We start from the raw sequence: 16806 nt of genomic DNA, 5'->3' as shown, positions 1-16806 counted from the left end.
CCGGGGCACCGTCAGTTCCCTCCGGTGTGCACCTGGAAGGCGGCCCGCCGCACCGCTTTGGCGAGCGCCGGGTCGGGGTGGGCGGCGGCCAGCGCCACCAGCACCTGGACGGTACGGGGGTGGCCGACGGCCCGGACCTCGTCGAGCAGGGCCGGGACGGTGGGCTGCACCGCGGCCTCCAGGTGGCGCACGAGCAGCGGGGCCTCGCCGTGGTCGGCGACGGCGGCGGCGGTGTCGACCCACAGCCAGGTGGCCTCGCGCCGGGTCAGGACGTGGTGGGCGTCCTCGGGGTCGTCGCCGTCGTGCTCGGCCAGCCACAGCAGGGCGTAGGGCCGCAGTGTGGGCTCGTCGAGCACGGAGCGGACGTCGGGCTCGGCGGGGGCGCCGACCACGCGCAGCGCGTCGAAGGCGAGACCGCGCAGCAGGGCGTCCTCGCCGCGGGCGGCGGCGAGCAGTTCGGTGACGGCGCTGCCGACGGGCCGGGCGGCCAGCCAGGCCCGGTACTCGGCGCGGGCGGCGTTGGGGCGGAGCTGGGCGCAGCCGCGCAGCATGTCCTCGGCGCCCTGCTCGATGTTGCCGGCGGGACTCTGCGCGGCGACGCAGATCTGCTCCAGCTTGACCCAGACCGCCCAGCTCCCCAGCGGGGTGAGCGTGGCCTGTCCGTCGCCGCAGGTGAGGGCGCCCACGGAGGCGAGGGCGTGCAGGGCCCAGTCGAGGAGGGGGCCGAGTGGGGCGTCGGCCGCCCCGGGCGGCGGGGCGGGCTCCTCCTCGGGGGCGCGGGGGGCCGGGGGGCCGGGTTCGAGCCGGGGCCCGTAGGGCACCTCGCAGCGTTCGGTGCGCAGTTCCGTGACGCGCTGCCCGAGCAGGTCCAGGAGCTGCGTGACGGGGACGGGTCCGGCGGAGAGCTGGAGGAAGGAGAGCACCTGGGGCATCGCGGAGACCACCTCGGCGACGGCGGAGGGCTCCTGACCCGGCGGTTCGGGGTGGGCGAGGGACCAGGCGTCGAAGAGGGCGACCCAGCCGCGGAGCACGGCGCTGTCGTCGCGGTCCCAGGCGCGCAGCCGCCAGCCGGGGCGGGCGGTGTCGCCGTGCACCTCGACGAGGCCGGCGAGGCGGGCGGTGTCCCAGTCGGCGCGGACCCGGTCCACCGTCAGGCCCAGTTCGCGGGCGGCGTGTTCGGCGGTCGTATCGGAGAGGGTGGCCTTGCCGTCGGTGGTGGCGCTGCCCCGGCCGGGGCCGAGGGCCGTGTCGGCCCAGCGGGCGACGCGGACCGCGCCGGCCAGGCCGGAGCGTGCCATCCCGGCCAGCTCCGCGCGGGCCGGGGTGCCTTCCGGGGGGCGCGGCGCGGAGCGGTGCGGGCGGCGCTGGGCCATCGCTCTGGGGGCGGCGGCCAGGGGTCGCGGGCGGACGAGTCGGAGCCTGGAGTCGCGCGGGATACGGGACGTCACGGGGGCAGTCTTCCGTTTGACGGTCCGAAAACCCAAACGGAACGTCCCGGCCGGTTCCCGGGAGGCTCGGGCACGCGTCGCCGAGGGCGCTCCTCGCTCGGATCAGGCCAGTGGCACGATCCGAAACGGAACCGGCGTGCCGGGGCCGGGGCGGCGGCCCGGCGGGGTCACACCAGGGGCGTGAGGAAACGGCGCACGGCCTCTTCGTAGGGCTCGGGGGCGGCGTTCCACATGGCCGCGTGGGGGGCGTGCCGGACGGTGTGGAGGGCGACCATGCGGGGGTGGGTTTCGGCCAGTCGCCGGGAGGGCCCCCAGGGGGCCACCCGGTCGTCCGGGCCGTGGAAGATCAGGGTGGGCACGGCGGGGCGGTACAGGCCGGCCTCGTGGCGGTCCCGGTCGGCGTGGAGCCCGGCGCGGCCCTGGGCGGCGCGCACGGCGAGCGGCAGCAGCGGGGCGGGGGTGTGGCGGGCCGCGGCGAGGGCGCGCAGGGTCGCCTCCCAGCTCAGTACCGGGGAGTCGAGGATCAGGCCCGCGACGCGGTCGCGCAGGTCGGAGAGGGCGGCGGTGCGCAGGGCCATGGCGGCGCCGGTGGACCAGCCGAGCAGCACCACCTGGCGGGCGCCGTGGTCGACGGCGTAGCGGAGGGCGGCGTCCACGTCGCGCCACTCGGTCTCGCCGAAGTGCTGGAGCCCGTCCGGGGAGCGCGGGGCCCCGACGTCGCCCCGGTAGGCGAGGGCGAGCACGGGCAGGTGGCGGCGGTGCAGGGCGGCCATCACGTTGAGGGCGTGCTCGCGGGTGGTGCCGAGTCCGTGCACGGCGATGAGCCAGGTGGTGCGGGCCCCGGGCAGGAACCAGGCGGGCAGCGGGCCGAGTTCGCCGGGCACCCGCACGTCGGTGTGGTCCAGGCCGAGGGCGGTGCGCGGGGTGCCGACGTGCAGGTTGGGGGTGAGCCAGACGTGGTCGCCGGCGGCGAGGGTGCCGTGGGTGACGCCTTCGAGGCGGCGGACGACGGTGTCGGCACCGTGCCGGGTCCCGCTCAGGACGCCGCCGACGACCGCGTGGGTGCCGTCGCCGGCGAGTCCGTACCGGCCGGGACGGAGCGCGGCCAGGTCCCGGGTGAGGGTGATCTGGCCGGCGGCGGTGCCGTGCACGGTGAGCCGGGGTTCGGTGGGCAGCGGCCGGCCGGGGGACGCCTTGAGCGCCGCGTCGCTGGCGAACCGGCCGGCGGCGACGCTCGCTGCGCCGGCCGCCAGGGCTGCGGTGAGGGCGGCGGCCGTGGCTGTGACTGTGCGCATGGGGCCAGTCTCCCGGTGGAGTCGGAGGGCGGCCAGTGGACGGACGGCGGGGGGTGACGCGCCGGGTCCGCGGGCCGTCGGCGCGGGGCGGGGGCGGGGGCGGGTCCGTGCCGCCTCCGGTACCCGGGAAGCGGCGGGGTACGCCCGCCCCGTCACCGCCGGCCGTACCCCCGCAGCCGTCTCGCGGCGTCGGCGAGCTGGGGCTCCGTCAGGAGGGCGGGGGTGCGGCCCGGGACGGCGGAGGCCGTGAGCCACAGGCGGCACATCCACTCGAGCTGGGCGGTGCGGTCGTACGCCTCGTCGAGGCCGGCGCCGTGGGTGATCGTGCCGTGGTTGGCCAGCAGGCAGCCGGAGCGGCCGTCGAGGGCGGTGAGCATGGCGCGGGCCAGTTCCCCGGTGCCGTAGGGGGCGTAGGGGGCGACGCGGACGGGGCCGCCCAGCGCGGCGGCCATGTAGTGGACCGGGGGGAGTTCGGTGACGAGGGTGGAGACCGCGGTGGCGTACAGGGCGTGGGTGTGGACGACGGCGCGGGCGTCGGTGGTGCGGTAGACGGCGAGGTGGAGGGGGAGTTCGCTGGTGGGGACCAGTGTGCCGAGGACCTGGCGGCCGTCGAGGTCGACGCCGGTCACGTCGTCGGGCGTGAGCCGGTCGTAGGGCACGCCGGAGGGGGTGACGAGCACGGTGTCACCGACCCGGACCGAGACGTTCCCGGAGGTGCCGACGACCAGTCCGTCGGCGACCGTGCGCCGGGCGAAGGTGACAAGTGTCTCCCAGTCCCGAGGTGTAGCCGGCCGGTCGCCCCTGTTGTCCGTCATGTCCCGTGCCCCCTTCCGGGCGCCGGGGCCTCCCGGCGCGCTCGCCGCGCCGATCCTGCCAGGGACGTCTCCGGAGCGCAGCGGCGCGGGCACGGAGCGCCAGCGCGGCGGGGGCGGGGCGGGAGCGGGCACCCCCGTTTCCGGTCACCACGGGGCCCGATCCAGTTCATCTTCCGTTCACCCGGGTTACCTACGTTCGTCGCGCCAATGACCTCGAACGATTGCCTGGGTAAATGGAAAGCTTCTCGCTGATCCTCGCGATTGTGGTGGTAACCGCACTCGCGTTCGATTTCACGAACGGTTTCCACGACACCGCGAACGCGATGGCGACGACCATTTCGACCGGTGCGCTCAAGCCCAAGGTCGCGGTGGCCATGTCCGCCGTGCTGAACCTCGTGGGCGCCTTCCTCTCCGTGGAGGTCGCCAACACGATCTCCAAGGGTCTCGTCGACGAGACCGGCATCCGGCCCGAGGTCATCTTCGCCGCCCTGGTCGGCGCGATCCTCTGGAACCTGCTGACCTGGCTGGTCGGGCTCCCCTCCAGTTCCTCGCACGCCCTGATGGGCGGTCTGATCGGTGCCGCGGTCGCCTCCGCCGGCGTCGGCGCCGTCCACGGCGGGGTGCTCCTGACCAAGGTGCTGCTGCCCGCCGTCGCCGCCCCGGTCGTGGCCGGCGTCGCGGCGCTGGTCGGCACCCGGCTCACCTACCGCCTGGGCCGCAAGGCCGACGGCAAGGCCGCCGAGAAGGGCTACCGCGCCGGGCAGATCGCCTCGGCCGGCCTGGTCTCGCTGGCCCACGGCACCAACGACGCCCAGAAGACGATGGGCATCATCACCCTGGCCCTGATCGCCGGCGGCGCCCTCGCCCCCGCCTCCGACCCGCCCCTGTGGGTCATCCTCTCCGCGGGCCTGGCGATCGCGCTCGGCACCTACCTCGGTGGCTGGCGCATCATCCGCACCATGGGCCGGGGCCTCACCGACCTCCAGCCGCAGCAGGGCTTCGCCGCCCAGACCAGTGCCGCCACGGTCATCCTCGCCTCCTCGCACCTCGGCTTCTCCCTCTCCACCACGCACTCCGTCTCCGGCGCCGTGATGGGCTCGGGCCTCGGCCGCAAGGGCGGCGTGGTCCGCTGGTCGACCGCGACCCGGATGTTCGTCGCCTGGGGCCTGACGCTGCCGGCCGCCGCCTTCGTCGGCGCGCTCGCCGAGTGGGTCACCAAGCTCGGCGACTGGGGCACGGCGCTCGTCGCGGTCTTCCTGGTGGTCTCCAGCGCCGCGATCTGGAAGATCTCCCGCCGCGAGGTCATCGACCACACCAACGTCAACGGCGACGAGCCGGCCGCCGGGCCGGAGCCGGAGCCCGTCGGCGTGGTGACCGCGGCGATGGCCGCCGTGACCCCGCCGCCCGCCCTGACCGACGACCTGAAGGCCACCCTCCCGGCCCCCGCCGTGACCGCCGGTGCGCCCGACGCGCCGCCGACGCCGGCCGCCACCCCCGTCTGAGCCCGCCGGGCCCGGCTCCCGCACCGCGCCGGGCCCTCGCGGCCGGGTACGAAGGAAGAGAACCGTCATGAACATCGACTGGGCTGCCCTCGGCTCCGTCTTCGGAGTCAGCCTCGTGGCCACCGTGGGCCTCGTGGCCCTCTTCACCCTCGGCATCGTCGGCCTCTCCCGCCAGGAGCGGGCCGTCGCCCGGGGCGAGTCGGCGGCGCTCGCCGTCACCGGCGCGTACGCCTGCTTCGCGGCCTGCGCCGCGGCGGTGGCCTACGGGATCTACATGATCGTCGCCTGACCCTCCGGAAGGACGGCGTCCCCCGGGGCGCCCTTCGGGAGGACTTCGCGCGGGGCGTGGGACGGGAAGCGCCGTCCCACGCCCCGCGCGCCTCGCGCACCCCGCGCGCCTCGCGCACCCCGCGCGCCTCGCGCACCCCGCGCGCCTCGCGCACCCCGCGCGCCTCGCGCACCCCGCGCGCCGGTGTGCCGGCGCGCACCCGCGCCCTGTGGCCTCCCGCACACTCCTCCTTCGCAGGTCAACGGCAGGTTGACGGGTGTTCGCGGAGCGTGGTGGACTGCCGGGAGCCATCACGGCGGCAGGAGAGGAAGCCGGTGCGAATCCGGCGCGGTCCCGCCACTGTCACCGGGGCGTCATGCCCCGGGAGCCAGGAACTCTCGCCGCCGGTCTCGTCGAACCAGGGCGCGGACACCCTGAGTGAGGACCTATCGCCATGCGCGGCTGCCGTTCGAGGTACACCCACGACGCTCCCCCCGTCCCCCCGGCCGGCTGAGCGCCATGCGGGCCGAACGCGTCTTCGCGTACGGCGCCGCCGCCGGCCTCCTCGGTGACCTCCTCCTCGGCGATCCGCGCCGCGGACACCCCGTCGCCGCCTTCGGGCGGGCCGCGGGTGCCGTGGAACGGGCGCTGTGGCGGGACCACCGGGGCCGGGGCGCGCTGCACACCCTCGTCTGCGCCGGCGGCGCCGTGGCCCTCGGGGCCGGTGCCGCGCGGGCCGTCCGGTCCCGGCCGGCCGCCTCCGTCGCGCTGACCGCCGCCGCCACCTGGGCCGTCGTCGGCGGCACCTCGCTGGCGCGCGAGGCACGCGCCGTCGGGCGGGCGCTGGAGGCCGGGGAGGTGGACACGGCACGGGAGCGGCTGCCGCACCTGTGCGGGCGGGACCCGCGGGCCCTGGACGCCGACGGGATCGCGCGGGCCGTGGTGGAGTCCGTCGCCGAGAACACCTCGGACGCCGTGGTGGGCGCGCTGGTGTGGGGCGCCGCGGCCGGGGTGCCGGGGCTGCTCGGCTTCCGCGCGGTGAACACCCTCGACGCCATGGTCGGGCACAAGTCGCCCCGGTACCGGCGCTACGGCTGGGCCTCGGCCCGGCTCGACGACCTCGCGGGCTGGCCGGGCGCCCGGCTCACCGCCGTCCTCGCCACCGTCGCCGGCCCGGACCCCCGGGGCGCGGCGCGGGCCTGGCGGGCCGACGCCTCCCGGCACCCGAGCCCCAACGCCGGTCCCGTCGAGGCGGCCTTCGCGGGCGCCCTCGGCGTCCGGCTGGGCGGCACGCTCTCCTACGGCGGGCGCGTCGAGCACCGGCCGGTGCTCAACGGGGCCGGGGGCCGTCCGGCCGGGGCCGCCGACATCGAGCGGGCCGTCCGGCTCTCCCGGCGCGTGGGTCTGCTCGCGCTCGGCGTGTGCGCGGGCGCGCGCCTCCTCACGAGCGCCGCACTCGCCTGCACCCGGTCCGGCGCCCGCCCCGGTCGCGCCCGGCCGGCCGCCCTCGCGGGGCGGCCGGCGAAGGGACGGGTGTCGTGAGCGGGGGGCTTCTCGTCGCCGGCACCACCTCCGACGCCGGCAAGAGCGTGGTCACCGCCGGGATCTGCCGGTGGCTGGCGCGGCAGGGGGTGCGGGTCGCGCCGTTCAAGGCGCAGAACATGTCCCTGAACTCGTTCGTCACCCGCGAGGGCGCCGAGATCGGCCGGGCCCAGGCCATGCAGGCCCAGGCGTGCCGCGTCGAGCCGAGCGCGCTGATGAACCCGGTGCTGCTCAAGCCGGGCGGCGAGCGCAGCAGCCAGGTCGTGCTGCTCGGCAAACCGGTCGGCGAGATGAGCGCCCGCGGCTACCACGGCGGACGGCAGGCGGCCCTGCTCGGCACGGTGCTGGAGTGCCTGGCCGAACTGCGCGCCGGCCACGACGCGGTGATCTGCGAGGGCGCGGGCAGCCCCGCCGAGATCAACCTGCGCCGTACCGACATCGTCAACATGGGCATCGCCCGGGGCGCCGGCTTCCCCGTCCTCGTCGTCGGCGACATCGACCGGGGCGGCGTCTTCGCCTCCTTCTTCGGCACGGTGGCGCTGCTCTCCCCCGAGGACCAGGCGCTGGTGGCCGGGTTCCTCGTCAACAAGTTCCGCGGCGACGTGAGCCTGCTGGAACCCGGCCTGGACATGCTGCGCGGCCTCACCGGGCGGCGCACGTACGGCGTGCTGCCCTTCCGGCACGGGCTCGGCATCGACGAGGAGGACGGCATGAGCCTCGCCGCGCCCGGCGCGGAAGGGGGGCCGGGTACCGCGCCGCCGCACGGCGAGGACGTGCTGCGCGTCGCGGTGTGCGCGCTGCCGCTGATGTCCAACTTCACGGACGTGGACGCCCTCGCCGCCGAGCCGGGCGTCGTGGTCCGCTTCACCGACCGGCCCGAGGAGGTGGCCGACGCCGACCTCGTCGTCGTCCCCGGCACCCGGGGCACCGTCCGCGCCCTGGACTGGCTGCGCCGGCGCGGACTCGCCGACGCCCTGGTGCGCCGGCACCAAGACGGCCGGCCGGTGTTCGGCGTGTGCGGCGGCTACCAGCTCCTCGGCGAGGAGATCGAGGACGACGTGGAGAGCCGCCGGGGGCGGGTCGCGGGGCTCGGCGTGCTGCCGGTACGGGTGCGGTTCGCCCGCGAGAAGACCCTCGCCCGCCCGGCGGGCACCGCGCTCGGCGAGCCCGTCGAGGGCTACGAGATCCACCACGGCGTCGCCGAGGTACTCGGCGGGCGGACCCTCGTCTCCGACGGCCGCGGCGCTCCCCTGGACGGCTGCCGCTCGGGGACGACCTGGGGCACCCACTGGCACGGCGCGCTGGAGTCGGACGGCTTCCGGCGGGCCTTCCTGCGCGAGGTGGCCGCCGCCGCGGGCCGCCGTTTCGTACCCGCCCCCGGCACCTCCTTCGCCGCGCTGCGCGAGGAACGGCTCGACCGCCTCGGCGACCTGATCGAACGGCACGCGGACACCGACGCGCTGTGGCGGCTCGTCGAGTCCGGCACACCGCAAGGACTTCCCTTCATCCCCCCGGGAGCGCCCGCATGAGCACTGTGTTGTTGTTGTCGACCGCCGACACGGACCTTCTGGCGGCCCGCGCGGCGGACGCCGCCTACCGGATCGGCAACCCCTCCCGCGTCGACGTCGCCGAGGAGCTGCCGGCCCTGCTGGACGGCGCCGACATCGCCGTGGTCCGCCTGCTGGGCGGCAAGCGGGCCTGGGAGGACGGGCTCGCCGCGCTGCGGTCCGCCGGGGTGCCGACCGTGCTGCTCGGCGGCGAGAGCGTGCCGGACGCCGAGCTGATGGCCGAGTCGTCGGTGCCGGCCGGGGTGGTGGCGGAGGCGCTGCGCTACCTCGTCGAGGGCGGCCCGGAGAACCTCACCCAGCTCGCCCGGTTCCTCTCGGACACGGTGCTGCTGACCGGCGAGGGCTTCGAGGAGCCGCGGACGATGCCCGCGTACGGGGTGCGCGGGGCACGGCCCCTCGTCGACGGCCGCCCGACGGTGGGCGTGCTCTTCTACCGCGCCCACCAGCTCAGCGGCAACACCGCCTTCGTGGACACTCTCTGCGAGGCGATTGAGGCGCACGGAGCCAACGCCCTTCCGGTGTACTGCGGTTCGCTGCGCGGCGCCGATCCGGGGCTCTACGAGACGCTGGGCCGGGCCGACGCCCTGGTCGCCACCGTCCTCGCCTCCGGCGGCACCCACGCCTCGCAGGCGTCGGCCGGCGGCGACGAGGACGCCTGGGACATCGGGGCGCTGGCCGACCTCGACGTGCCCGTGCTCCAGGGACTCTGCCTCACCACCTCACGGGCCGCCTGGGACGCCTCCGACGCCGCCCTGTCCCCGATGGACGCGGCGATGCAGGTCGCCATCCCCGAGTTCGACGGCCGCCTCGTCACGGTGCCGTTCTCCTTCAAGGAACAGGGCCCGGACGACGTGCCGGTCTACGTCGCCGACCCGGAGCGGGCCGGGCGGGTGGCGGGCATCGCCGTACGGCACGCCCGGCTGCGGCACATGCCGAACGCGGACAAGAAGGTCGCGCTGGTCTTCACCGCCTACCCGACCAAGCACTCCCGGGTCGGCAACGCGGTCGGCCTGGACACCCCCGCCTCGGCGGTGCGGGTGCTGGACGCGCTGCGGGAGGCCGGGTACGCCGTCGACGGGTACCCCGACAACGGGGACGAGCTGATCCACCGGCTGATCGAGGCGGGCGGCCACGACGTGGAGTGGCTGACGGAGGACCAGCTCGCCGCCGCGCCCGCGCGGGTGCCGCTGGCCGACTACCGCTCCTGGTTCGCCACGCTGGACCCGGGGCTGCGGGCGGCGATGACCGGGGCGTGGGGCGAGCCGCCGGGCTCGCTGTACGTCGACGGCGACGAGATCGTGCTCGCCTCGCTGCGCTTCGGGAACGTCGTCGTGATGATCCAGCCGCCGCGCGGCTTCGGGGAGAACCCGATCGCCATCTACCACGATCCGGACATGCCGCCCTCGCACCACTACCTGGCGGCCTACCGGTGGCTGGAGAACACCTTCGGCGCCGACGCCGTCGTCCACATGGGCAAGCACGGCACGATGGAGTGGCTGCCCGGCAAGGGGCTCGGGCTGGGCGCCGGCTGCGCGCCCGACGCGGTCCTCGGCGACCTGCCGCTCGTCTACCCGTTCATCGTCAACGACCCCGGCGAGGGCACCCAGGCCAAGCGGCGCGGCCACGCCACCGTCGTCGACCACCTGGTGCCGCCGATGGCCCGCGCCGACACCTACGGCGACCTGGCCAAACTGGAGCAGCTGCTCGACGAGTACGCGCTCGTCTGCGACCTGGACCCGGCGAAGGCGCCGACGGTGCGGGCGCAGATCTGGACCCTGGTCAAGGCGGCCGAACTCCACCACGACCTGCGCGTGGACGACCAGCCGGGCGACGACGAGTTCGACGAGTTCGTCATGCACATCGACGGCTACCTCTGCGAGATCAAGGACGTGCAGATCCGCGACGGACTGCACATCCTGGGCGGCGGCCCGGTCGGCGAGCCGCGGGTCAACCTCGTGCTCGCGGTGCTGCGCGCCTCCCAGGTGTGGGGCGGGCGGGCGAACGCCCTGCCGGGTCTGCGGGCCGCCCTGGCCGAGCACTTCGGGCTGGTGGAGAAGGACCTCCTGGCCGAGCCGGGCGCCCCGGTGAAGGTGCCGGCGGAGCTGACCACCCTGGTGGACGGCCCGGCCCGGTCGGGCGCCGACGCGATCGACCTGCTGGAGCAGGTGTGCCGGCGCTTCGCCGAGGGCCTGGAGGAGCGCGGCTGGGCTCCCGCCGACTGCGCGCCCCTGGTGCGCGAGGTGCTGGGCACCGAACTCGCCGAGGCGGTCGCGGTGCTGGAGTTCGCCTGCACCGAAGTCGTGCCCCGGCTGGCCCGTACCGTCGACGAGATCGGCAACGTCCTGCACGCCCTGGACGGCGGCTACGTCCCCGCCGGGCCGTCCGGCTCCCCCACCCGGGGGCTGGTCAACGTGCTGCCGACCGGGCGGAACTTCTACTCGGTCGACCCCAAGGCGATCCCGTCCCGGCTGAGCTGGGAGGTCGGCCAGTCCCTCGCCGACTCCCTGGTGCGGCGCTACCTGGAGGACACCGGCACGTACCCGAAGTCGGTCGGCCTCACCGTGTGGGGCACCTCCGCGATGCGCACCCAGGGCGACGACATCGCCGAGATCCTGGCGCTGCTCGGCTGCCGCCCGGTGTGGGACGACGCCTCGCGCCGGGTCACCGGCTTCGAGGTGGTGCCGCCCGAGGAGCTGGGCCGGCCGCGCATCGACGTGACGGTGCGCATCTCGGGCTTCTTCCGGGACGCCTTCCCCCACGTCATCGGGCTGATCGACGACGCGGTGCGGACGGTGGCCGAGCTGGACGAGCCGGCCGAGACCAACTACGTACGGGCGCACGCCGACGAGGACACCGCCGAGCACGGGGACCGGCGCCGGGCCACGGCCCGCGTCTTCGGCTCCAAGCCCGGCGCGTACGGGGCGGGTCTGCTGCCTCTGATCGACGCCCGGAACTGGCGCTCCGACGCGGACCTCGCCGAGGTGTACGCGGTCTGGGGCGGTTACGCCTACGGGCGCGGGCTGGACGGGCGCGCGGCGCGCGGCGACATGGAGACGGCGTTCCGGCGGATCGCGGTGGCGGCGAAGAACGTCGACACGCGCGAGCACGACCTCGTCGACGCCGACGACTACTTCCAGTACCACGGCGGCATGGTCGCCATGGTGCGGCACCTGACGGGCGCCTCCCCCGAGGCGTACGTGGGCGACAGCGCCGTACCGGACCAGGTGCGGACGCGCACGCTCGGCGAGGAGACGCACCGCGTCTTCCGCGCCCGGGTGGTCAACCCGCGCTGGATGGCGGCGATGCGCCGCCACGGCTACAAGGGCGCCTTCGAGATGGCGGCCACCGTGGACTACCTCTTCGGCTACGACGCCACGGCGGGCGTGGTCGACGACTGGATGTACGAGAAGCTCAGCGCCGAGTACGTCTTCGACCCCGAGAACCGGGACTTCATGCGCGCGTCCAACCCGTGGGCGCTGCGGGGCATCACCGAACGCCTGCTGGAGGCGGCGGACCGCGGCCTGTGGGCGGAACCGGACGCGCAGACGCTGGAGCGGCTGCGCGCCACCTATCTGGAGCTGGAAGGCGACTTGGAGGGCGACGAGAAGTGACCACCCCGTTCCCGTTCACGGCCGTCGTGGGTCAGGACGACCTGCGACTGGCCCTGCTGCTCAACGCCGTGAGCCCCGCGGTCGGCGGAGTCCTCGTGCGGGGCGAGAAGGGCACCGCGAAGAGCACGGCGGTGCGCGCCCTGTCCGCGCTGCTGCCGCGGGTCGGCGTCGTGCCCGGCTGCCGCTTCTCCTGCGACCCCGCCTCCCCCGACCCCGCCTGCCCGGACGGGCCGCACGCGCCGGACGCCGGCGGGGAGGACCGCCCGGCGCGGATGGTGGAGCTGCCCGTCGGTGCCTCCGAGGACCGGCTGGTGGGCGCCCTCGACATCGAGCGGGCCCTCGCCGAGGGCGTCAAGGCGTTCGAGCCGGGGCTCCTCGCCGACGCCCACCGGGGCATCCTCTACGTCGACGAGGTCAACCTGCTCCACGACCACCTGGTCGACCTGCTGCTGGACGCCGCCGCGATGGGCTCCTCCTACGTCGAGCGCGAGGGTGTCTCCGTCCGGCACGCGGCGCGTTTCCTGCTGGTCGGCACCATGAACCCGGAGGAGGGCGAGCTGCGGCCGCAGCTCCTGGACCGGTTCGGGCTGACCGTCGAGGTCACCGCCTCCCGGGAGCCCGAGGAGCGGGTCGAGGTGGTCCGCCGCCGCCTCGCCCACGACGACGATCCGGCCGCCTTCGCCGCGCGCTGGGCCGGCGAGGAGGCGGCCGTACGGGAGCGGATCGCGGCGGCCCGCGCCCTGCTGCCGGCGGTGCGGCTGGGCGACGGGGCGCTGCGGCAGATCGCGGCGACCTGTGCCGCCTTCGAGGTGGACGGCATGCGCGCCGACATCGTGATGGCGCGGACGGCGACGGCGCTGGCGGCCTGGGCGGGGCGCACCGACGTGCTCGCCGAGGACGTGCGGCAGGCGGCGCTGCTCGCCCTGCCGCACCGGCGGCGCCGCAACCCGTTCGACGCGCCGGGGCTGGACGAGGAGAAGCTCGACGAGACGCTGGAGCAGTACGCCGGTCCGGAGCCGGACCGCTCCGAAGGCGACGGCGGCGACGGCGGGGACGGCGACGACGATCCCGATCCGGGGCCCGGCGGTCCCGGCGGGCAGCCGGAGCCGGAGGACGGCCCCGGCGACGGGGACGCCGGCGGCCGTGCCGGCTCCCCGGCGGACGCGCCGGACACGCCGGACGGCGAGCCCCGGCCCTCCGGCGCCGGGGAACGGGCCCCGGTGGGCGCCGCCGAGCCGTTCCGCACCCGGGTGCTGCACGTGCCCGGCATCGGCGAGGGCGCCGCGGGGCGCCGGTCGCGGGCGCGGACCGAGCAGGGCCGCACCACCGGGGCCCGGCGGCCCCGGGGGGCGCTGACCAGGCTGCACCTGGCGGCGACCGTGCGGGCGGCGGCGCCGCACCAGCGGGCGCGGGGCCGGTCGGGCCCCGGGCTGGTGGTGCGGCGGGACGACCTGCGGCAGGCGGTGCGCGAGGGACGCGAGTCCAACCTGGTGCTGTTCGTGGTCGACGCCTCCGGGTCGATGGCGGCGCGGCAGCGGATGGGCGCCGTCAAGGGCGCCGTGCTGTCGCTGCTGCTCGACGCCTACCAGCGGCGCGACAAGGTGGGCCTGGTGACCTTCCGCGGCTCGGCCGCCGAGGTGGCGCTGCCGCCGACCTCGTCGGTGGACGCGGCGGCGGTCCGGCTGGAGTCGCTGCCGACCGGCGGGCGGACGCCGCTCGCCGCCGGGCTGCTGCGGGCCCACGAGGTGCTGCGGGTGGAGCGGCTGCGCGATCCGGCCCGCCGGGCGCTGATCGTGGTCGTGACCGACGGCCGGGCCACCGGCGGCGTCGAACCGCTCGTGCTCGCCTCGCGGGCGGCGCGGCTGTTCGCCGCCGAGGGCACCGCGTCGGTCGTCGTGGACTGCGAGTCGGGTCCGGTGCGGCTCGGGCTGGCCGCCCGGCTCGCGGACGATCTGGGCGGTGCCGCGGTGACGCTGGAGGAGTTGCGCGCGGACACCGTCGCCGGGCTGGTCAGGGATGTGCGGGACGCCGGGACGAGGAGGGCCGCGTAATGCCGAAGGGACAGCCGAGTGTGGTGCCGGACGACGGCCTGACGACCCGTCAGCGGCGCAACCGCCCGCTGGTGGTGGTGCACACCGGGGCCGGCAAGGGCAAGTCGACGGCCGCCTTCGGGCTGGCGCTGCGCGCCTGGAACCAGGGGTGGCCGATCGGGGTGTTCCAGTTCGTCAAGTCGGCCAAGTGGAAGGTGGGCGAGGAGCACGCGCTGCGGGTGCTCGGCGCCTCCGGCGAGGGCGGCACCGTCGACTGGCACAAGATGGGCGAGGGCTGGTCGTGGGTGCAGCGCGACGCCCAGACGGACAACGAGGACAAGGCCCGCGAGGGCTGGGAGCAGGTCAAGCGGGACCTGGCCGCGGAGACGTACCGGCTGTACGTGCTCGACGAGTTCGCCTACCCGATGCACTGGGGCTGGGTCGACACCGACGAGGTCGTGGAGGTGCTGCGGACCCGTCCCGGCACCCAGCACGTGGTGATCACCGGCCGGAACGCGCCGGGGAAGCTGGTGGACCTCGCCGACCTGGTGACCGACATGTCGAAGGTCAAGCACCCGATGGACGCCGGGCAGAAGGGCCAGAGGGGCATCGAGTGGTGACGTCCGCGCCGCCCCGGCTGGTCGTCGCCGCGCCCTCCTCGGGCAGCGGCAAGACCACCGTGGCCACGGGGCTGATGGCCGCGTTCGCCGCGCGGGGGCTCGCCGTGTCCCCGCACAAGGTGGGACCGGACTACATCGACCCCGGCTACCACGCGCTCGCCACCGGGCGGCCGGGGCGCAACCTCGACGCCTACCTGTGCGGGCCCGGCCTGATCGGGCCGCTGTTCCTGCACGGGGCACGGGGCTGCGACCTCGCCGTCGTCGAGGGCGTGATGGGGCTGTACGACGGCGCCGCCGGGGAGGGCGAACTGGCCTCCACCGCGCAGGTCGCCACCGTGCTGCGGGCACCCGTCGTACTCGTCGTGGACGCCTCGGCCCAGTCGCGGTCGGTGGCGGCGCTGGTGCACGGCTTCGCCTCCTGGGACCCGCGGGTGCGGATCGGCGGCGTGATCCTCAACAAGGTCGGCTCCGACCGGCACGAGGCGCTGCTGCGGGAGGCGCTGGACGCCTCCGGGGTGCCGGTGCTCGGTGTGCTGCGCCGCACCCCGCAGGCCGCGACACCCGCCCGGCACCTGGGCCTGGTGCCGGTCGCCGAGCGGCGGGAGGCCGCCGTGGCGGCGGTGGCCGCGATGGGCGCCCAGGTGGCCGCGGGCTGCGACCTGGACGCGCTCGCCGCGCTCGCCCGGAGCGCAGGTCCGCTGCCGGGCCCGGCCTGGGACCCGGGGCCGGCGGCGCCCGCCGACGGCGCGGCGGCGACGGGCGGGGCGCCGGTGGTCGCCGTGGCCGGCGGGCCCGCGTTCACCTTCTCCTACGCCGAGCACGCCGAACTGCTCACCGCCGCCGGCGCCGAGGTCGCCGTCGTCGACCCGCTGCGCGACGAGGCACTGCCCGAGGGCACCCGCGGGCTCGTCGTCGGCGGCGGCTTTCCCGAGGTGTACGCCGCCGAACTCTCCGCCAACGCGCCGCTGCGCGCGGCCGTCGCCGCCCTCGCCGGGAGCGGGGCCCCGGTCGCCGCCGAGTGCGCCGGGCTGCTCTACCTGTGCCGGGAGCTGGACGGGCTCCCGCTGTGCGGCGTCCTGGACGCCTCCGCCCGCATGTCGCGGCGGCTGACGCTGGGCTACCGCGACGCCGTGGCCCTCGGCGACAGCGTCCTCGCCCCGGCCGGTACGCGGATGCGGGGCCACGAGTTCCACCGCGCCGTCGTCGAGCCGGGCGCCGGGCCCCTTCCCGCCTGGGGCCTGCGCACCCCCGAGCGGCGCGTCGAGGGCTTCGTGCGGGGCGGCGTGCACGCGAGTTTTCTGCACACCCACTGGGCGTCCGAGCCCGGTGTGGCCCGTCGGTTCGTGGAGAGGTGCCGGACGTCATGAGCAGCACGCTGATCGGGGTCGGGGTCGGCCCGGGGGACCCCGGACTGGTCACGGTGAAGGGGGTCGAGGCGCTGCGCGCGGCGGACGTCGTGGTCGTCCCGGTGATGGACACCGGGGAACGCGGCCGGGCCGAGGCGACCGTACTGCACTACGTGCCCGCCGAGAAGCTCGTACGGGTGGTGTTCGCCCTCAACGAGCGCGGCGACCGGGCCCGGCGCGAGGCGGCGTGGGACGCGGCCGGGGAGCGCGTGGCCGCACTGCTGCGCGCCCACCCGCGGGTCGCCTTCGCCACCATCGGCGACCCCAACGTGTACTCCACCTTCACCTACCTCGCCCAGACCGTCGGCGCCCTGGTGCCCTCCGCCGTGGTGGAGACCGTGCCCGGCATCACCGCCATGCAGGACCTCGCCGCCCGCTCGGGCGCCGTGCTGACCGAGGGCACCGAGCCGCTGACCCTGGTGCCGGTGACGGCCGGGGCGGCCGTGCTCCGGGAGGCGCTGGAGGGGCCGGGGACGGTCGTCGCCTACAAGTTCGGCCGGCAGGCGGCCGAGGTCGCCGAGGCGCTGCGGGAGACCGGCCGGCTGGAGGACGCCGTGTGGGGCTCGGCGCTCGGGCTGCCGGAGGAGTCCGTCCGCCCCGCCGCCGAACTGGACGGCGGCCCGCTGCCCTACCTGTCGACGCTGATCGCGCCGGCCCGGCGCACGGACGGGCGGGGCGGCAAGCTGTGAGCGGACCGGCGG

12 protein-coding genes and 1 riboswitch are annotated in these 16806 nt (G+C 76.3%); of the genes, 9 read left to right on the top strand and 3 right to left on the bottom strand.

Going from position 1 to position 16806, the window contains the following annotated elements:
* Nucleotides 1–11 precede the first annotated feature (11 nt).
* The 3 genes from VM636_RS23520 to VM636_RS23510 form a co-directional block, all read right to left on the bottom strand.
* Complete coding sequence (locus VM636_RS23520) at nucleotides 12–1448, bottom strand: hypothetical protein (RefSeq protein WP_234312559.1); 1437 nt, start codon at nucleotides 1446–1448, stop codon at nucleotides 12–14.
* Nucleotides 1449–1615: 167 nt separating this feature from the next.
* Nucleotides 1616–2743, bottom strand: a complete 1128-nt coding sequence (locus VM636_RS23515; protein WP_053912664.1) for an alpha/beta fold hydrolase — start codon at nucleotides 2741–2743, stop codon at nucleotides 1616–1618.
* A 152-nt stretch (nucleotides 2744–2895) separates the two neighbouring features.
* Entirely contained in the window at nucleotides 2896–3558 is a 663-nt protein-coding gene (locus VM636_RS23510) for a class II aldolase/adducin family protein (protein WP_053912663.1), read from the bottom strand.
* A 233-nt stretch (nucleotides 3559–3791) separates the two neighbouring features.
* On the opposite strand from VM636_RS23510, the gene VM636_RS23505 reads away from it, so the two are divergent.
* The 9 genes from VM636_RS23505 to cobI all read left to right on the top strand — a co-directional run bounded on the left by VM636_RS23505 (nucleotide 3792) and on the right by cobI (nucleotide 16794).
* Nucleotides 3792–5060, top strand: coding sequence for an inorganic phosphate transporter (locus tag VM636_RS23505; protein ID WP_030419971.1), 1269 nt, complete (start codon nucleotides 3792–3794; stop codon nucleotides 5058–5060).
* A 67-nt stretch (nucleotides 5061–5127) separates the two neighbouring features.
* Nucleotides 5128–5349, top strand: coding sequence for a hypothetical protein (locus VM636_RS23500; protein WP_030419972.1), 222 nt, complete (start codon nucleotides 5128–5130; stop codon nucleotides 5347–5349).
* 264 nt (nucleotides 5350–5613) lie between these two features.
* A riboswitch (cobalamin riboswitch) is annotated at nucleotides 5614–5746 on the top strand.
* A 101-nt stretch (nucleotides 5747–5847) separates the two neighbouring features.
* Complete coding sequence (locus VM636_RS23495) at nucleotides 5848–6870, top strand: cobalamin biosynthesis protein (protein ID WP_078855879.1); 1023 nt, start codon at nucleotides 5848–5850, stop codon at nucleotides 6868–6870.
* The gene (locus VM636_RS23490) at nucleotides 6867–8399 is read left to right on the top strand and encodes a cobyric acid synthase (protein WP_030419974.1); all 1533 of its coding nucleotides are present in this window, start codon (nucleotides 6867–6869) and stop codon (nucleotides 8397–8399) included. Before VM636_RS23495 ends, VM636_RS23490 begins: the two co-directional genes overlap by 4 nt.
* Nucleotides 8396–12049, top strand: coding sequence for a cobaltochelatase subunit CobN (cobN, locus tag VM636_RS23485; RefSeq protein WP_338485595.1), 3654 nt, complete (start codon nucleotides 8396–8398; stop codon nucleotides 12047–12049). The genes VM636_RS23490 and cobN overlap by 4 nt, the downstream gene beginning before the upstream one ends.
* Nucleotides 12046–14100 (top strand): putative cobaltochelatase, encoded by a 2055-nt coding sequence (locus VM636_RS23480; RefSeq protein ID WP_030419976.1) that lies wholly within the window; start codon nucleotides 12046–12048, stop codon nucleotides 14098–14100. The genes cobN and VM636_RS23480 overlap by 4 nt, the downstream gene beginning before the upstream one ends.
* Complete coding sequence (cobO, locus tag VM636_RS23475) at nucleotides 14100–14699, top strand: cob(I)yrinic acid a,c-diamide adenosyltransferase (RefSeq protein ID WP_338485593.1); 600 nt, start codon at nucleotides 14100–14102, stop codon at nucleotides 14697–14699. Before VM636_RS23480 ends, cobO begins: the two co-directional genes overlap by 1 nt.
* A complete protein-coding gene (locus VM636_RS23470) occupies nucleotides 14696–16066 on the top strand; it encodes a cobyrinate a,c-diamide synthase (protein ID WP_037858069.1) in 1371 nt (456 codons plus the stop codon). The genes cobO and VM636_RS23470 overlap by 4 nt, the downstream gene beginning before the upstream one ends.
* The gene (cobI, locus tag VM636_RS23465; RefSeq protein ID WP_030419979.1) at nucleotides 16063–16794 is read left to right on the top strand and encodes a precorrin-2 C(20)-methyltransferase; all 732 of its coding nucleotides are present in this window, start codon (nucleotides 16063–16065) and stop codon (nucleotides 16792–16794) included. Before VM636_RS23470 ends, cobI begins: the two co-directional genes overlap by 4 nt.
* The last annotated feature ends 12 nt before the right edge of the window (nucleotides 16795–16806 follow it).

The sequence above is a fragment of the Streptomyces sp. SCSIO 75703 genome (genome assembly GCF_036607905.1).
Classification (GTDB): domain Bacteria; phylum Actinomycetota; class Actinomycetes; order Streptomycetales; family Streptomycetaceae; genus Streptomyces.
The sequence above is the reverse complement of the archived record's forward strand: the minus strand, read 5'-3'. Positions and strand labels throughout refer to the sequence as shown.